This is a genomic window from Pseudarthrobacter sp. rb (assembly GCF_056389225.1).
Map to the genome: position 1 here is coordinate 24,620 of NZ_JBWJAR010000025.1, position 16,500 is coordinate 41,119.

Below are 16,500 nucleotides of genomic sequence, written 5' to 3' on the forward strand. Positions count from 1 at the left end.
CAGATCACTTGGACGTCAATAGCACTCCTGGGAAGGCTCGAAATGAGCGTCACATTAGAGAACCACCTGGCCGGCGACGGGGACCTCTCACTCTCCGAACAGGCCTACCGGCACCTGCGGGACCGGCTCATCATGCTGGACATCCGGCCGGGCGAGGCGATCAACGACGCCAAGCTGGCCGCCGAACTCGGGATCGGCCGGACGCCGGTCCGGGAAGCCCTCAAGCGGCTGGAAAGTGACCACCTGGTGGTGTCCTATCCCCGGCGCGGAACGTTCGCCACCATCGTCGACATCACTGAACTGGCAGACGTCTCAGAGCTGCGCGAATCCCTGGAACCCCTGGCCGCACGCCGCGCCGCCAAACTGGCAACGCCCGCGCTGCGGGCGGAAATCCGGGAGACCGCGGCAGCGATTTCCACCATGGGCGATGACGATGATCCCTACGACCTCATGCGGTACGACATCAAGGTCCACCGGCTGATCTACCGGGCCGCCGCCAACGCGCACCTCGAGGACGTCCTGATCCGCTACGACAACCTGGCCACGCGCATCTGGTGCATGGTGCTGGAAAAGGTACCGTCCGTTGCGTCCCACATTGCCGAGCACGTTGAACTGCTGGAGGCAGTGGCCGACGGCGACGCGGACCGGGCCGGCAAGCTCGCCCTGGAGCACGTCACCAGTTTCGAGCAGGCCATCCGGAACGTGCTCTAGCCGTCGTGTCCAGGCGCGGCTAGCGCAGCCGGGTCCGCACCTCCTGCGCGAATTCCAGCGTGGTGGCCGAACCGCCCAGGTCCGGTGTGGCGATGCCGCCTGCCAGCGCTGATTCGAAAGCACCGGTAAGGGACTGGGCGGCCGCCGCCTCGCCCAAATGGTCCAGCATCATGGCCGCAGCCCAGAGGGCGCCGACGGGGTTGGCGATGCCCTTGCCGGCGATGTCCGGGGCGGAACCGTGGACGGGCTCGAACATCGACGGGCGCCGGCGCTCGGGGTTCAGGTTTGCACTCGGGGCGATGCCGATGGAACCGGCCACTCCGGCCACGAGGTCGGACAGGATATCTCCGAACAGGTTGGATGCGACGATGGTCCGGACGCTGGTGGGCTTCATGACCAGCCGGGCCGCGAGCGCATCGATGAGCACCTTGTCCACCGTGACGCCGGGGAACTGTTCCACCGTCCGGGCCACCACTTCGTCCCAGAACGGCATGGTGTGGATGATGCCGTTGGATTTGGTGGCAGAGACCAGGATGCCGCCGCGTTTCGTTGCAGCCTCTGCCGCGTAGCGGGCCACCCTGCTGATGCCGGCTTTGGTGAAGACGCTCTCCTGGACGGCGAATTCAGCGTCCGTCCCTGCACCGAAGCGGCCGCCGATCTGCGAGTACTCGCCTTCAACGTTTTCCCGGACCACCACGATGTCCAGGTCCTCAAGGCCCGGCATCGCTCCCTTGACCCCGGGCAGCAGCTTCATGGGGCGAAGGTTGACGTACTGGTCGAACTCCCGGCGGATGGGAATCAACAGTCCCCACAACGTCACGTCGTCGGGGACGTCGGGGGTGCCCACCGCTCCCAGGTAGATCCCGTCGCCGCTGCCGAGCTGCTCGATGCCGTCAACGGGCATCATCCGGCCGGTTTTGACGTAGAGGTCGCTGTTCCAGTCACGGACACGCCAGTTGACGGCGAAGCCATGCAGCCCGGCCACAGCATCCACGCACCCCATGGCCACCTCGGTGACGTCCACGCCGATGCCATCACCGGGAATCGAATCGATGGTGTAGGTACGGGTCATGGCTGTCCAATCATTCGTTGGTTGGTGCGGTGCGTAAAGCTTAAAGATAGTGGTTGGGTTCCGGGAGGAACCGTACCGGACGATCGGCCTCCCCACTCCGGGGAAGCAAACGGGCGCACCGCCGTCGAACGCCCTGGGCATGTGACGTGGAATACTTCCGTACAAGCGCGCCGGACGTTCCGGCGGGACGTTCTGAAGGGGCAGGTGGCCATGCAGGAATTCGTCAACGAGGACGAAGAGGCCCGGCGGCATGTCCTGGCAGTGCTGGCGGCTGAGCGCAGCCGGGGGCTGCGCCCCGACCCTGATTTCGACCGGCGCCTCCACGGGCACTTTCCCACCCTCCGCAGCCTCTTCCATTCCCTGTACGGTGACCGGACGGACTGGCTGGAGCAGCTCTCCGCGCTGGTGGTGCAGAGTGCGGCTTCCTGGCAGGAACGCCCGCAGGAGCTGAAGGCCCTGGACGCCGAACGGGAGGCGGACCCGGACTGGTTCCAGTCCAACCGGATGCTGGGCGGCGTCTGCTACGTGGACCGCTACGCCGAAAGCCTCGAAGGGGTCCGCGCCCGCATCCCGTACTTCAAGGAACTGGGCCTCACCTACCTGCACCTCATGCCGCTGTTCCTGGCGCCGGAACCACACTCGGATGGCGGGTATGCGGTCTCGAGCTACCGCCAGGTCAACCCACAGCTGGGCACCATGGAGCAGCTGCGCTCCCTGGCAGCGGAACTGAGGGACAACGGCATCAGCCTGGTGGTGGACTTCATCTTCAACCACACCTCGGACGAGCACGAGTGGGCGCGGAAGGCAGCCGCCGGGGACCCGGACTACAGCGACTACTACTGGATCTTCCCGGATCGGACGCTGCCGGACGCCTTCGAGGCGGACGTGCGGGAGATCTTCCCCGAGAACCATCCCGGGTCCTTCATCCAGATGGCGGACGGCCGGTGGGTCTGGGCCACGTTCCACACCTACCAATGGGACCTGAACTACTCCAATCCCGAGGTCTTCCGGGCCATGGCGGGCGAAATGCTGTTCCTGGCCAACCAGGGGGTGGACATCCTGCGCATGGACGCGGTGGCGTTCATCTGGAAGCAGTTGGGCACCCCCTGCGAGAACCTGCCGCAGGCGCACACACTGCTCCGGGCGTTCAACGCGGTGTGCCGGCTGGCGGCGCCGGCGCTGCTGTTCAAGTCCGAGGCCATCGTGCACCCGGACGAGGTAGCGCTCTATATCGACCGCAGGGAATGCCAGCTTTCCTACAACCCGCTGCAGATGGCACTCATCTGGGAATCCCTGGCCACCAGGGATGTCTCGCTCCTGGCCCAGGCACTGCACCGGCGGCACAACATCCCGGACGGCACGGCGTGGGTGAACTACGTCCGCAGCCATGACGATATCGGCTGGACCTTCGCCGACGAGGACGCCGCCGAACTGGGCATCAACGGCTTCGACCACCGCCGCTTCCTGAACTCCTTCTACGTCAACCGTTTCCCGGGCAGCTTTGCCCGCGGCGTCCCGTTCCAGGACAACCCCAAGACCGGCGACTGCAGGATTTCAGGCACGACGGCGTCCCTTTGCGGCATGGAGGTGGACCCGGCTGAGGCGGTGGAACGGATCCTCCTGGCCCATTCGGTGCCGTTCAGCACCGGCGGCGTCCCGCTGCTGTACCTGGGCGACGAGGTGGGGCAGGTCAACGACTATGGGTACGCGTCCGAGCCCGGCCACGAGGAGGACAGCCGCTGGGTGCACCGGCCGCATTTCCCCGCGGAGCAGTACGCCCGCCGCCTGGACCCGGCCACGCCGGAAGGAGCCGTGTACGCCGGGCTGAAGCGGATGATTGAGGTCCGGACCAGCACCCCCGAACTGGCGGGGACCACGCTGATTGATTTCGGCACCAACAACCGCGCGGTGCTCGGCTACCAGCGGCCGGGCGCGGCGGAGGGCGGTCCCACCATCCTGGCCCTGGCAAACTTCAGCGACTCCGCCCAGACCCTCCCGGCGGAAACGTTCGGCGGATTCTCCCCTGCCGCCGTCGACCTTCTCTCCGAAGCAGCCATGCAGCTGGACGACGGCGTCACCCTCCTCCCCCGGCAATACCTCTGGCTGCGCGTCACGCCGCAGTAACCGGGGGCCTGAGATTGGGACCTGGCACCGGGGCGTGAAACCATACGGATCATGGCCTCCAAGATTGCGTACCAGGGTGAGCCCGGCGCCAACTCCAATATCGCGTGTCAGCAGATGTTCCCGGACATGGAAAGCGTGCCGTGCGCGAGTTTCGAGGATGCCTTTGAGCTGGTGACCAGCGGCGAGGCAGAGCTGGCCATGATCCCCATCGAGAACTCGATCGCCGGCCGGGTGGCGGACATCCACATCCTGCTGCCGCAGTCCAACCTGCAGATCGTGGGCGAGTACTTCCTGCCCATCCATTTCGACCTGCTGGGCATCCCGGGCAGCACCATTGAAGGCGCCACGGAGGTCCACAGCCACATCCACGCGCTGGGCCAGTGCCGGAAGCTGATCCGCGAGCACGGCCTCAAGCCCGTCATCGCCGGCGACACCGCAGGCTCGGCCAGGGAGGTGGCGGAATGGAACGATCCCCGCAAGCTCTCCCTCGCTCCCCCGCTGGCCGCCGACATCTACGGCCTGAAGGTCCTGGCCTCCCGGGTGGAGGACGACCCCTCCAACACCACCCGCTTCGTGGTCCTGGCGCGCGAAAAGGCACTGCCGGCCCGGGACGAACTTCCCGGACCGGCAGTCACCAGCTTTGTGTTCCGCGTGCGCAACGTCCCGTCCGCCCTGTACAAGGCACTGGGCGGCTTCGCCACCAACGGCGTGAACATGACCCGGCTGGAAAGCTACATGGTGGGCAACGAGTTTGCCGCCACCATGTTCATGGCTGACGTCGAAGGCCACCCCGAGGACCTGCCGCTGAAGCTGGCCCTCGAGGAACTGGACTTCTTCACCACCGAGGTGCGGATCCTCGGCGTGTACGCCGCGGCCGACTACCGGCTCGCCGCCGCCACGGCCTGACGCGGTGCCGCGGGGGCGGCCTTCAGCAGCGGCGTGAAGAACGCGCCCAGTTCCGCGGTTGCCGTCAGCGGCAGGACATTGGCCACGTACTGGTCCGGGCGGACCACCACCACCACGCCGCTGCGGTCCAGGCCGCGGAGGTCGAAAATGTCCGCCTTGGGATCCGTGGCGTACACCTTCTCGTAGTCGGTCAGCTTGAACGGGCCCACCAGCGGCTTGAAGACGGCGGGCACGGCATTGATGTCGACGGCGGTGTGCGGCTGCTGGTAGATGACCTTCAGGTCGAACCACGCGTCCGGGTCGGCGCCGGCAGGGGTGGCGGCCAGCGGGGACTCCGGCGAGTTCGCGAACCACTCGGCGAGCATGTCCGTTGCCGAGTTGGTGCCCGGCAGGGCGGGGTCGGCGAAGACGTAGATCCGCCAGCGGCCGTCGGCGGTGGCGTGGTGGCCAAGATGGAGGGGGTTGGTGTCCCCCACCCGGACCACGGGTGCGGACTTGAAGCGCTTGCCCACCGGGAACCCGGTGGCCAGGTCCTGGTGGTCGGTGCTGCCAACGATCAGGGACGGCGTGTACTGCGTCATGAAGCCGGCAGGGAATTCGGCGGTCTGCACGTAGAAGTCTTCAAGGTCGGAGGGGTGTTCGAACTCCTCCGGCTTCTTGGCCATCATGGTGGACCATTCCTTGTCGAAGTCGATGAGGTTCTTCGCCACTACCTGGCGCTCCTCGGAGTAGGTGCTCAGCAGGCTCTCCGGGCTGCGGCCCTCCAGGACATGCCCCAGCTTCCAGGCGATGTTGAACCCGTCCTGCATGGAGACGTTCATGCCCTGGCCGGCCTTGGCGCTGTGGGTGTGGCAGGCGTCCCCGGTGATGAACACCCGCGGGGTGCGGGTGCCGCGCTCGGCCGGCAGGACGTCGTCGAACCTGTCCGTGAGCCGGTGGCCCACCTCGTAGACGCTGTGCCACGCGACGTTCCGGACGTCCAGCGTGTAGGGGTGCAGGATCGCGTTGGCCTTGGCGATGATCTCCTCGATGGTGGTGTTGCGGACCGAGTGCTGGCTGTTCGGGTCCACTTCGCCCAGGTCCACGTACATGCGGAACAGGTGGCCGCCTTCGCGCGGGATCAGCAGGATGCTGCCCTCGGCGCCCTGGATGGCGCACTTGGTCCGGATGTCCGGGAAGTCGGTGACGGCCAGCGTGTCCATGACGCCCCAGGCGTGGTTGGCCTGGTCGCCGGCAAGGGTGCAGCCGATGGCCTGGCGCACCTTGCTGCGCGCACCATCCGCGCCCACCACATACTTGGCGCGGACAATCCGCTCCTGGCCTTCGTTGGGTCCGGCGGTGTGGCGGAGGGTCACGGTGACGGGGTAGTCGCCCTGACCGGTCACCGTCAGGCCCTCGAAGTCGTAGCCGTAGTCAGGCTTGAGGCGTGTGGGCGAGTTCGCGGCAAATTCCGCGAAGTAGTCCAGCACGCGGGCCTGGTTGACGATCAGGTGCGGGAACTCGCTGATGCCCATCTCGTCATCCACGGCCCGGGCAGTCCGGATGATGTTCGCGTGGTTGGCCGGATCCGGCTTCCAGAATGCCATTTCGGTGATGCGGTACGCCTCGGCGATGATCCGCTCCGCGAAACCGAAAGCCTGGAACGTCTCCACGCTGCGCGCCTGGATGCCGTCGGCCTGCCCGATGGCGAGCCTGCCGGGGCGGCGTTCGATGATGCGGGTGGTTACGTTGGGGAACATGGACAGCTGGGCCGCGGCGAGCATGCCGGCAGGCCCGGTGCCCACGATGAGGACGTCCACTTCGTCGGGAAGTTCCTCGGGGCGGTTAAGGCCGACGCCGGCCGCCGGCTGGACACGCGGGTCACCGGATACGTATCCGTGGTGGTGGAACTGCACGGGCTTTCCTCACTTCATTGTGGATGACTATCGGGGCTAAAGCATGTTCTATATCAGAACACGCGATTCGATAATCGAAACTGTAAATCTGGCTTCCACTGTACGCCCGATGTGATCCGGGCGACAAGTGCCCTCGGCCTGCTCGTCAAAAGCCCGGAAAACCAGGGGTTGACGGACCGCGCCTGATGGGTGATAGTGATCGTATACGATTTCGTACCTGATGAGGAGAAGGCTTTGGAGCAGGTCAACGGCGACACCCTGGCGGCAGCACGCAAAGTGATCGCAGTGCACATCAACTACCCCAGCCGGGCCGCCCAGCGGGGCCGCACCCCGGCGCAGCCGTCCTACTTCCTCAAGCCTTCCAGCTCGCTGGCACTGGGCGGAAGCCCCGTTGAGCGGCCCGCCGGCTGCGAACTGCTCGGTTACGAGGGTGAGATCGCCCTGGTGATCGGCAAGGCCGCCCGCCGTGTTTCGATTGAGGACGCCTGGAACCACGTCGCGGCCGTCACCGCCAGCAACGACCTCGGCGTGTACGACCTCCGCTACGCGGACAAGGGCTCCAACCTCCGGTCCAAGGGCGGCGACGGGTTCACCCCCGTGGGCCCGGCACTGATCCCGGCAGACGCCGTCGACCCCGCCAAGCTGCGCATCCGCACCTGGCACAACGGGGACCTGGTCCAGGACGACACCACCGGGGACCTGCTCTTCCCGTTCGCCCGGCTCGTCGCGGACCTGTCCCAGCTGCTCACGCTCGAGGAAGGTGACATCATCCTTACCGGCACCCCGGCCGGCGCCTCGGTCGCCAAGCCGGGCGACGTGCTGGAAGTGGAAGTGGGGACGATCGACGGCGGCCTGTCCACCGGCCGGCTGGTCACCACCGTTGAGGAAGGCACGACGGCGTTCGCGGACTTTGGTGCCCGGCCCAAGGTCGATGACCTGCAGCGGGAGGAAGCCTACGGCTCCCGTGAAGCCGCGGGGCTTCCCGCCGTCGGGCCTGTCCTGACCCCGGAGCTGAAAGCCAAGCTGGAGTCCGTCGCCACCGCCACCCTGTCCTCCCAGATGCGCAAGCGGGGCCTTAACAACGTCAGCATCGACGGACTGCAGGCCACCCGCCCGGACCGCCGCGTGGTGGGCCTGGCCCGCACTCTCCGCTACGTCCCCAACCGCGAGGACCTGTTCAAGACCCACGGCGGCGGCTTCAACGCCCAGAAGAAGGCCATCGACTCCGTGAACGAAGGCGAAATCCTGGTCATGGAAGCCCGCGGTGAAAAGGGAACCGGCACTGTGGGCGACATCCTGGCCCTCCGTGCCCAGGTCCGCGGTGCCGCGGCCATCATCACCGACGGCGGCGTCCGCGACTACTCCGCCGTGGCGGACCTGGAGATGCCCACCTACTTCGCCAATCCGCATCCGGCCGTGCTGGGCCGCCGCCACATCCCGTGGGACACGGACATCACCATCGCGTGCGGCGGAGCCACCGTCCAGCCCGGCGACATCATCGTGGCCGATTCCGACGGCATCCTGGTGATCCCCCCGGCCATCGCCGACGAACTGGTGGAGGACTGCATCCAGCAGGAGAAGGAAGAAACCTTTATCTTCGAGATGGTCAAGCAGGGCAACAGCGTGGACGGCCTCTACCCCATGAACGCCGAATGGCAGGCAAAGTACAACGAATGGGCAGGCACCAATGAGTGAGGCCACCATGGTTGCCGGCAGCAAGTCCGAGCAGGCCTACCAGGCCGTCAAGGCCCGGATCGTGGAAGGCACCTACACCCCCGGCTACCGGCTGGTCCTGGGCTCCATCGCCAAGGACCTGGGGTTCAGCGTGGTCCCCGTCCGCGAAGCCATCCGCCGGCTGGAAGCCGAAGGCCTGGTGACGTTCGAACGCAACGTGGGCGCCACCGTGGCCGGCATTGATCCCACCGAATACCTCTACACCATGCAGACCCTCAGCATCGTGGAAGGCGCCGCCACAGCGCTGTCCGCCCCGCTGATCGATCCCGCAGCCGTGGCCAGGGCCCGCGCCGTGAACGAAGAGATGCGCGCGTGCCTGGACCACTTCGACCCCGTGCGGTTCACGCAGCTCAACCAGGACTTCCACAGCGTCCTGTTCGAGCACTGCCCCAACCCGCACATCCTGGACCTGGTGCACCGCGGCTGGAACCGGCTCGCAGCCATCCGGTCCTCCACGTTCCGCTTCGTCCCGGGCCGCGCCCGCGAGTCCGTGGATGAACACGAAAACCTGCTGAAGCTCATCGAAACGGGAGCCGACGCAGAGCAGATCGAAAAAGCCGCCAGGCTCCACCGCTCGGCAACCCTTGACGCATATCTCGCCCAAGCAAAGCACCAGTAAGGACTTCAACGATGACGACCTCAGTAGAAACTTCCAAGCACTACGTCCCTGAGGACCTGCCCACCCACATCCAGCACTACATCAACGGCCAGTTCGTTGACTCCGTGGGCGGCAAGACCTTCGATGTCCTGGACCCGGTGTCCAACCGGAACTACGCCACCGCCGCGGCCGGCCAAAAGGAAGACATCGACCTCGCCGTCGCCGCAGCCCGCGAAGCGTTCGTGAATGGCCCTTGGCCGAAGATGAAGCCCCGCGAACGGGCCCGGATCCTGAACAAGATCGCCGACGCCGTCGAGGCCCAGGAAGCCCGCCTCGCCGAACTCGAAACCTTCGATACCGGCCTGCCCATTACGCAGGCCAAGGGCCAGGCCCTCCGCGCCGCCGAGAACTTCCGCTTCTTCGCTGACCTGATCGTGGCCCAGTTTGATGACGCCATGAAGGTCCCGGGCTCGCAGATCAACTATGTGAACCGCAAACCGATCGGCGTCGCGGGCCTCATCACCCCGTGGAACACCCCGTTCATGCTCGAGTCCTGGAAGCTGGCCCCCGCGCTGGCCACCGGCAACACCGTGGTCCTCAAGCCGGCCGAGTTCACGCCGCTCTCCGCGTCGCTGTGGGCCACCATCTTCAAGGACGCCGGCCTTCCCGACGGCGTCTTCAACCTGGTCAACGGCCTGGGCGAGGAAGCCGGCGACGCGCTGGTGAAGCACCCGGACGTCCCGCTGATCTCCTTCACCGGCGAGACCACCACCGGCCAGACGATCTTCCGGAACGCCGCCGCCAACCTCAAGGGCCTCTCCATGGAGCTTGGTGGCAAGTCCCCGTGCGTCGTTTTCGCGGACGCCGACCTGGACGCCGCCATCGATTCCGCCCTGTTCGGCGTCTTCTCCCTCAACGGCGAACGCTGCACCGCCGGCTCCCGCATCCTGGTTGAGCGCGCCATCTATGACGAGTTCTGCGAGAAGTACGCCGCCCGCGCACAGAACATCGTGGTGGGCGATCCGCACGACCCCAAGACCCAGGTGGGCGCCCTGGTCCACCCCGAGCACTACGAGAAGGTGGCATCCTACGTGGAGATCGGCAAGTCCGAAGGCCGGCTCCTGGCCGGCGGCGGCCGCCCCGACCACCTGCCCGAAGGCAACTACATCGCACCCACGGTGTTTGCCGACGTCGCCCCCGACGCCCGGATCTTCCAGGAGGAAATCTTCGGACCCGTCGTGGCCATCACCCCGTTCGAGAACGACGACGAGGCCCTCGCCCTGGCGAACAACACCAAGTACGGCCTGGCCGCCTACATCTGGACCCAGAACCTCACCCGCGCCCACAACTTCTCGCAGAACGTCGAGGCCGGCATGGTGTGGCTGAACAGCCACAACGTCCGGGACCTGCGCACCCCGTTCGGCGGCGTCAAGGCCTCCGGGCTGGGCCACGAGGGTGGCTACCGCTCCATCGATTTCTACACCGACCAGCAGGCCGTGCACATCACGCTCGGTACCGTCCACACCCCCAAATTCGGCGCCTAAGCGCTCCCACCCACCTTTCAAAGAAGAGAGAATCCAATGACCAACTTCGTCCCCACCCCCACCGTCCCGGCACCGGACATCGTCCGCTGCGCCTACATGGAAATCGTGGTCACGGACCTCGCCAGGTCCCGTGAGTTCTACGTGGACGTCCTGGGCCTGCACGTCACCGAGGAAGACGAGAACAACATCTACCTGCGCTCCCTGGAGGAGTTCATCCACCACAACCTGGTGCTGCGCAAGGGCCCCATCGCCGCCGTCGCGGCCTTCGCCTACCGCGTGAAGTCCCCCGCCGAGGTGGACGCCGCCGAGGCCTACTACAAGGAGCTCGGCTGCCGGGTGGAGCGCCGCAAGGAAGGCTTCACCAAGGGCATCGGCGACTCCGTCCGCGTGGAGGACCCGCTGGGCTTCCCCTACGAGTTCTTCTACGAGGTGGAGCACGTGGAGCGCCTCACCCAGCGCTACGACCTCTACTCCGCCGGTGAACTGGTCCGTTTGGACCACTTCAACCAGGTGACCCCGGACGTCCCCAAGGGCCGCAAGTACCTGGAGGACCTTGGCTTCCGCGTCTCCGAGGACATCAAGGATTCCGACGGCGTCACCTACGCCGCGTGGATGCACCGCAAGCAGACCGTCCACGATACCGCCCTCACCGGCGGCAACGGCCCGCGCATGCACCACGTCGCGTTCGCCACCCACGAGAAGCACAACATCATCCAGATATGCGACAAGATGGGCGCCCTGCGCATCAGCGACCGGATCGAACGCGGCCCCGGCCGGCACGGCGTCTCCAACGCCTTCTACCTCTACATCCTGGACCCGGACGGCCACCGCATCGAGATCTACACCCAGGACTACTACACCGGCGACCCGGACAACCCCACCATCACCTGGGACGTCCACGACAACCAGCGCCGCGACTGGTGGGGCAACCCCGTGGTCCCGTCCTGGTACACCGAGGCTTCCCTGGTCCTGGACCTGGACGGCAACCCGCAGCCGGTCATCGTCCGCGAGGAAAAGTCCGAGATGGCCGTGACCGTGGGCGCCGACGGCTTCTCCTACACCCGCAAGCCGGAGGGTGAAGCTGCCGAGGGCTTCAAGCTGGGAGTCCAGGTCTAACCATGCTGGAGCCGACGACGATTGAGGCCATCGCGGACGAACTGGTGCAAGCCGGCCGGACCCGCACCCCTGTCCCCCGCCTGACCGCCCGCTACCCCGAGATGACGGTGGAGGACTCCTACGCGGTGCAGCAGCTGTGGCGCCGCCGGAACGAGGACGCAGGCCGGACCCTGGTGGGGCGCAAGATCGGCCTCACGTCCAAGGCCATGCAGGCCGCCACCGGCATCACCGAACCGGACTACGGCGCCATCTTCGACGACATGGTGCTGGAAACCGGCTGCTCCGTGGAGTGGGACCGGTACACGCATCCGCGGGTGGAGGTGGAACTGGCGTTCGTCCTGAAAGACGGGCTGAAGGGCCCGGGCGTCACCATCTTCGATGTCCTGAAGGCCACCGACTACGTGGTTCCGGCCCTCGAAATCCTGGACTCCAGGATCGAGATGGAGGGCCGGACCATCGTGGACACCATCTCGGACAACGCCGCGATGGGTGCCATGGTGATCGGCGGCAACCCGGTCAAGCCGGACGCGGTGGACCTCCGCTGGGTCTCCGCCATCCTCTACAAGAACCAGACCGTGGAGGAAACCGGTGTGGCCGCCGGAGTCCTGGACCACCCTGCCAACGGGGTCCACTGGCTGGCCAACAAGATCGCCGCCCATGGTGACTCTTTGAAGGCCGGGGATATCATCCTGGCGGGGTCCTTCACCCGTCCCCTGTGGGTCTACAAGGGCGACACCGTGCACGCTGACTACGGCCCCCTGGGAGTTGTGACATGCCGTTTCGAGTAGAGGACACTTTCCGCTCCGCCTTGGCTGAAGCGGGCCGTCCGCTCGCCGGGATGTGGGTCTGCTCCGGCAGCCCGCTGATCGCCGAACTCTGCGCCGGCGCCGGCCTGGACTGGCTCCTGGTGGACGCCGAGCACAGCCCCAACGGACTCGAATCCATCCTCGCCCAGCTGCAGGCCGTCCACGGCTACCCGGTCCACACCCTGGTCCGGCCGCCGGTCAACGACACCGTGGTGATCAAGCAGTACCTGGACCTTGGGGTGCAGAACCTGCTGATCCCCATGGTCAACTCCGTGGCCGAGGCTGAAGCCGCGGTGGCCGCGACCCGCTACCCCCCGCAGGGTGTCCGCGGAGTGGGCTCCGCACTGGCCCGCGCCGCCCGCTGGAACCGGGTACCCGATTACCTGGCCCGGGCCAACGAGACCATCAGCGTCACGGTCCAGATTGAATCCACCGCCGCCGTGGCAGCGGTGGAGGACATCCTGAAGGTGGACGGGGTGGACGCCGTCTTTATTGGGCCGTCCGACCTCGCCGCCTCCATGGGCCTGCTGGGACAGCAGGAACACCCCGAGGTGCGCGCCGCCGTCGAACACTGCCTGTCATCTGCCGCAGCGGCCGGGAAGCCCGCCGGTGTGAACGCCTTCAACCCGGACACGGCCCAGCATTACCTCACGAACGGCGCCGGCTTCATCCTGGTGGGCGCCGACGTCGCCATACTGGCCCGCGGCTCCGAAGCCCTCGCCGCAAAATACATACCGCACCCGGCGGCTGGCCCTGACGAAACCCGTCCCAGCTACTGACCCTCCCTTCCTAAGGACTTCCCATGACAGTTACTGCTGCGCTGCCCCCTGCCCTCACACCGGAGCGCGAAGCCGCGCTCCTTGCTTCCGTGCCCACAGGTCTTTTGATTAACGGTGAGTGGGTGGAGGCGTCCGACGGCGGCACGTTCGATGTGCACGACCCCGCCACCGGGAAGGTCCTCGCCACCCTCGCCTCCGCCACGAGCGCCGACGCGATCGCTGCGCTGGACGCGGCCGACGCCGCCCAGGCCTCCTGGGCCCGCACCGCACCCCGGGTACGGGCCGAGATCCTCCGGAAGGCGTTCGACCTCGTGACTGAGCGGGCGGAGGACTTCGCGCTGCTGATGACCCTGGAAATGGGCAAGCCACTGGCCGAGGCCCGCGGCGAAGTAACCTACGGGGCGGAGTTCCTGCGCTGGTTCTCCGAGGAAACCGTCCGCGACTACGGCCGCTACCTCACCACGCCCGAAGGCAAAAACAAGATCCTGGTCCAGCACAAACCCGTCGGGCCCTGCCTGCTCATCACGCCCTGGAACTTCCCGCTGGCGATGGCCACCCGCAAGGTCGCCCCCGCCGTCGCTGCCGGCTGCACCATGGTCCTGAAGCCCGCCAAGCTCACGCCGTTGACGGCGCAGTACTTCGCGCAGACCATGCTCGACGCCGGCCTGCCCGCGGGCGTGCTGAACGTCGTCGCCTCGTCCTCGGCCTCGGGGATTTCCGGGCCGCTGCTGAAGGACTCCCGGCTGCGGAAGGTCTCGTTCACCGGGTCCACCCCGGTCGGCAAGCGCCTGATGGCCGACGCCGCGCAGAACGTCCTGCGCACCTCGATGGAGCTGGGCGGGAACGCTCCGTTCATCGTGTTCGAGGACGCGGACCTGGACGCCGCGGTTGAAGGGGCGATGGCGGCGAAGATGCGGAACATGGGCGAGGCCTGCACCGCGGCCAACCGCTTCCTCGTCCACGAAGCCGTGGCGCAGGAATTCACCCGGAAGTTCGCCGCCGCCATGGCAGCCCTGACCACCGGCCGCGGCACCGACCCGGACAGTAAAGTCGGGCCGCTGATCGACGCCGGCGCCCGCGACGACGTCCACACCCTCGTCACCGACGCCGTCCAGTCCGGGGCCGTAGCCGTCACCGGCGGCGCCCCCGTGGACGGGCCCGGCTACTTCTACCAGCCCACCGTCCTGGCCAACGTGCCCAACGATGCAGCCATCCTGGGCCAGGAAATCTTCGGGCCCGTCGCCCCCGTCACCACCTTCACCACCGAGGAAGACGCGATCAGGCTCGCCAACAACACCGAGTACGGTCTCGCGTCCTACCTCTACAGCCGCGACTTTAATCGGCTGCTCCGCGTGGCGGAGCAGATCGAATTCGGGATGGTCGGGTTCAACGCCGGCGTCATTTCCAATGCCGCAGCACCCTTCGGCGGCGTCAAACAATCAGGCCTCGGACGTGAAGGCGGCTCCGAAGGCATCGCCGAATACACCACCACCCAATACATCGGCATCGCCGACCCCCACGCGGCCCAATAAGACCGCCCAAACTGGCCCAGTTATCACTGCGGGACTCCGGAAACCCGGGGCAGTCGTTAATCGCCCAAAAGTGGGCCAGTGTGACACACACCCGCCGGCGTTCGCTCCAGCACAACAGTCCTGCGCACAAAGACAAGAGCCTGGAACGGGGTGCAACCCACACTGGGAGTAACCCGCTACGCCGACCGGCTGGCGTCCTTGCCTACTCGAAGTGGAGTATCCCTTGGAAACCTATGATGCGCTTCTCGCGTCCATCGCCCCCGCCACCGGCACCGGCCGGACCATCTTTGACCCTGCCACCGGTGAAGCCGTGGGCGAAGCCCCCATCCACGGCCTCGACTACCTGGAAAACGCCGTCTCCGCCGCCGTCGCAGCCCAGCCGGCATGGGCCGCCCTGGGCCACGGCGCAAGGTCCGCCGCGCTCCTCAAAGCAGCCGACGCCGTCGAACGCTCCGCCGAGGAACTCGCGCAACTGCTCTCCCGCGAGCAGGGCAAACCCCTCAACGGCCCCAACGCCCGTTTCGAAGTCGGCGCCTGCGTCGCGTGGCTCCGCGCCACCGCCGGCCTGCCGCTGGAACCGGAAACCATCGTGGACGACGGCGAGACCCGTGCCGAGCTGCACTACCGGCCCATCGGCGTCGTCGGCGCGATCGGCCCCTGGAACTGGCCCATGATGATCGCCGTCTGGCAGCTCGCCCCGGCCCTGCGCATGGGCAACGCCGTGGTGGTCAAGCCCTCGGGTAACACGCCGCTGTCCGTCCTGGCCCTGGTCAAGGTCCTCAACGAGGAACTCCCTGACGGCATCCTCTCGGTGGTTTCCTGCGGCCGCGAAGTGGGCGCCCGGCTCACCGACCACCCCGCCATCGGCAAGATCATGTTCACCGGTTCCACCGCTGGCGGCCGCGCCATCATCAAGTCCTCCGCGGACACCGTCAAGCGGCTCACCCTGGAACTGGGCGGCAACGACGCCGGCATCGTCCTGCCCGACGCCGACCCCAAAGCCATCGCCCAGGACATCTTCTGGGGCGCGTTCCTGAACACCGGCCAGACCTGCGCCGCGCTCAAGCGCCTCTACGTCCACGACAGCATCTACGACGCCGTCTGCGAGGAACTTGTGGCGGTTGCGAAGGCGATGCCCATGGGCAACGGCCTGGACGAGAACAACGTCCTGGGCCCGCTGCAGAACAAGGCCCAGTACGACGTCGTGGCGAACCTCGTGGAGGCAGCGAAGGCTTCCGGAGCACGCGTCCTGCTGGGCGGCGACCCGGATACCAGCCAGCCCGGCTACTTCTACCCCACCACCCTGGTAGCCGACATCGACAACGACAACCCGCTGGTGGCCGAGGAACAGTTCGGCCCGGCCCTGCCGATCATCCGCTACAGCACCATCGACGAAGCAGTGGAGAAGGCGAACGGACTCGACGTCGGACTGGGCGCCTCCGTCTGGTCCCCGGACCTGAAGGCCGCCCGCGACGTCGCAGCCCGGATCCAGGCCGGCACGGTGTGGATCAACCGGCACGGCGCCGTTGATCCGCGCATCCCCTTCGGCGGAGCCAAGCAGTCCGGTTACGGCGTGGAGTTCGGCGTCGAAGGCCTCAAAGCGCTCGGCGTCCCCCAGGTCATCAACGGCTGATCGGGACTTCAACGGCGGGGGTCCTGCATGCAACCCGCATGCAGGACCCC

General features: G+C 66.9%; 13 protein-coding genes. 11 read left to right on the forward strand and 2 right to left on the reverse strand.

Going from position 1 to position 16,500, the window contains the following annotated elements:
* Nucleotides 1–42 precede the first annotated feature (42 nt).
* Nucleotides 43–711: a GntR family transcriptional regulator gene (locus ACWRN3_RS21150; protein WP_476741821.1), complete on the forward strand. Its 669-nt coding sequence runs from the start codon at nucleotides 43–45 to the stop codon at nucleotides 709–711.
* A gap of 19 nt (nucleotides 712–730) precedes the next feature.
* Here the strand turns inward: ACWRN3_RS21150 and ACWRN3_RS21155 are convergent, their stop codons facing one another.
* Nucleotides 731–1,783, reverse strand: coding sequence for a tartrate dehydrogenase (locus ACWRN3_RS21155; RefSeq protein ID WP_476741822.1), 1,053 nt, complete (start codon nucleotides 1,781–1,783; stop codon nucleotides 731–733).
* A 210-nt stretch (nucleotides 1,784–1,993) separates the two neighbouring features.
* On the opposite strand from ACWRN3_RS21155, the gene ACWRN3_RS21160 reads away from it, so the two are divergent.
* Nucleotides 1,994–3,907: an amylosucrase gene (locus tag ACWRN3_RS21160; protein ID WP_476741823.1), complete on the forward strand. Its 1,914-nt coding sequence runs from the start codon at nucleotides 1,994–1,996 to the stop codon at nucleotides 3,905–3,907.
* Nucleotides 3,908–3,958: 51 nt separating this feature from the next.
* Nucleotides 3,959–4,813, forward strand: a complete 855-nt coding sequence (locus tag ACWRN3_RS21165) for a prephenate dehydratase (protein ID WP_255173511.1) — start codon at nucleotides 3,959–3,961, stop codon at nucleotides 4,811–4,813.
* Here ACWRN3_RS21165 and ACWRN3_RS21170 read toward each other — a convergent pair.
* Nucleotides 4,786–6,708, reverse strand: coding sequence for an FAD-binding monooxygenase (locus tag ACWRN3_RS21170; protein ID WP_476741824.1), 1,923 nt, complete (start codon nucleotides 6,706–6,708; stop codon nucleotides 4,786–4,788). The two genes, ACWRN3_RS21165 and ACWRN3_RS21170, sit on opposite strands and share 28 nt — an antisense overlap.
* A gap of 234 nt (nucleotides 6,709–6,942) precedes the next feature.
* Between ACWRN3_RS21170 and ACWRN3_RS21175 the strand changes: the two genes are divergently transcribed.
* The 8 genes from ACWRN3_RS21175 to ACWRN3_RS21210 all read left to right on the forward strand — a co-directional run bounded on the left by ACWRN3_RS21175 (nucleotide 6,943) and on the right by ACWRN3_RS21210 (nucleotide 16,450).
* On the forward strand, nucleotides 6,943–8,403 hold the full coding sequence (locus ACWRN3_RS21175) for a fumarylacetoacetate hydrolase family protein (RefSeq protein WP_476741830.1): 1,461 nt from the start codon (nucleotides 6,943–6,945) through the stop codon (nucleotides 8,401–8,403).
* Nucleotides 8,396–9,061, forward strand: a complete 666-nt coding sequence (locus tag ACWRN3_RS21180; protein ID WP_255173513.1) for a GntR family transcriptional regulator — start codon at nucleotides 8,396–8,398, stop codon at nucleotides 9,059–9,061. The genes ACWRN3_RS21175 and ACWRN3_RS21180 overlap by 8 nt, the downstream gene beginning before the upstream one ends.
* Nucleotides 9,062–9,072: 11 nt before the next feature.
* Nucleotides 9,073–10,584 (forward strand): 5-carboxymethyl-2-hydroxymuconate semialdehyde dehydrogenase, encoded by a 1,512-nt coding sequence (hpaE, locus tag ACWRN3_RS21185; RefSeq protein ID WP_476741825.1) that lies wholly within the window; start codon nucleotides 9,073–9,075, stop codon nucleotides 10,582–10,584.
* A 36-nt stretch (nucleotides 10,585–10,620) separates the two neighbouring features.
* Nucleotides 10,621–11,700 (forward strand): 3,4-dihydroxyphenylacetate 2,3-dioxygenase, encoded by a 1,080-nt coding sequence (gene hpaD / locus ACWRN3_RS21190; RefSeq protein ID WP_324643336.1) that lies wholly within the window; start codon nucleotides 10,621–10,623, stop codon nucleotides 11,698–11,700.
* A gap of 2 nt (nucleotides 11,701–11,702) precedes the next feature.
* A complete protein-coding gene (gene hpaH / locus ACWRN3_RS21195) occupies nucleotides 11,703–12,488 on the forward strand; it encodes a 2-oxo-hept-4-ene-1,7-dioate hydratase (protein WP_255173516.1) in 786 nt (261 codons plus the stop codon).
* Complete coding sequence (locus ACWRN3_RS21200) at nucleotides 12,473–13,285, forward strand: HpcH/HpaI aldolase family protein (RefSeq protein WP_476741826.1); 813 nt, start codon at nucleotides 12,473–12,475, stop codon at nucleotides 13,283–13,285. Before hpaH ends, ACWRN3_RS21200 begins: the two co-directional genes overlap by 16 nt.
* Nucleotides 13,286–13,308: 23 nt before the next feature.
* Nucleotides 13,309–14,817 carry an NAD-dependent succinate-semialdehyde dehydrogenase gene (locus ACWRN3_RS21205; RefSeq protein WP_476741827.1) on the forward strand — a complete coding sequence of 503 codons (1,509 nt, stop codon included), beginning with the start codon at nucleotides 13,309–13,311 and terminating at the stop codon, nucleotides 14,815–14,817.
* Between the two features lie 223 nt (nucleotides 14,818–15,040).
* A complete protein-coding gene (locus ACWRN3_RS21210) occupies nucleotides 15,041–16,450 on the forward strand; it encodes an aldehyde dehydrogenase family protein (protein ID WP_476741828.1) in 1,410 nt (469 codons plus the stop codon).
* Nucleotides 16,451–16,500: the final 50 nt, after the last annotated feature.

Bases quoted from the DNA above. Each gene is read 5' to 3' on its own strand.
- ACWRN3_RS21150 (WP_476741821.1), top strand. From the start codon at position 43: ATGAGCGTCACATTAGAGAACCACCTGGCCGGCGACGGGGACCTCTCA.
- ACWRN3_RS21155 (WP_476741822.1), bottom strand. From the start codon at position 1,783: ATGACCCGTACCTACACCATCGATTCGATTCCCGGTGATGGCATCGGC.
- ACWRN3_RS21160 (WP_476741823.1), top strand. From the start codon at position 1,994: ATGCAGGAATTCGTCAACGAGGACGAAGAGGCCCGGCGGCATGTCCTG.
- ACWRN3_RS21165 (WP_255173511.1), top strand. From the start codon at position 3,959: ATGGCCTCCAAGATTGCGTACCAGGGTGAGCCCGGCGCCAACTCCAAT.
- ACWRN3_RS21180 (WP_255173513.1), top strand. From the start codon at position 8,396: ATGAGTGAGGCCACCATGGTTGCCGGCAGCAAGTCCGAGCAGGCCTAC.
- hpaE (WP_476741825.1), top strand. From the start codon at position 9,073: ATGACGACCTCAGTAGAAACTTCCAAGCACTACGTCCCTGAGGACCTG.
- hpaD (WP_324643336.1), top strand. From the start codon at position 10,621: ATGACCAACTTCGTCCCCACCCCCACCGTCCCGGCACCGGACATCGTC.
- hpaH (WP_255173516.1), top strand. From the start codon at position 11,703: ATGCTGGAGCCGACGACGATTGAGGCCATCGCGGACGAACTGGTGCAA.
- ACWRN3_RS21200 (WP_476741826.1), top strand. From the start codon at position 12,473: ATGCCGTTTCGAGTAGAGGACACTTTCCGCTCCGCCTTGGCTGAAGCG.
- ACWRN3_RS21205 (WP_476741827.1), top strand. From the start codon at position 13,309: ATGACAGTTACTGCTGCGCTGCCCCCTGCCCTCACACCGGAGCGCGAA.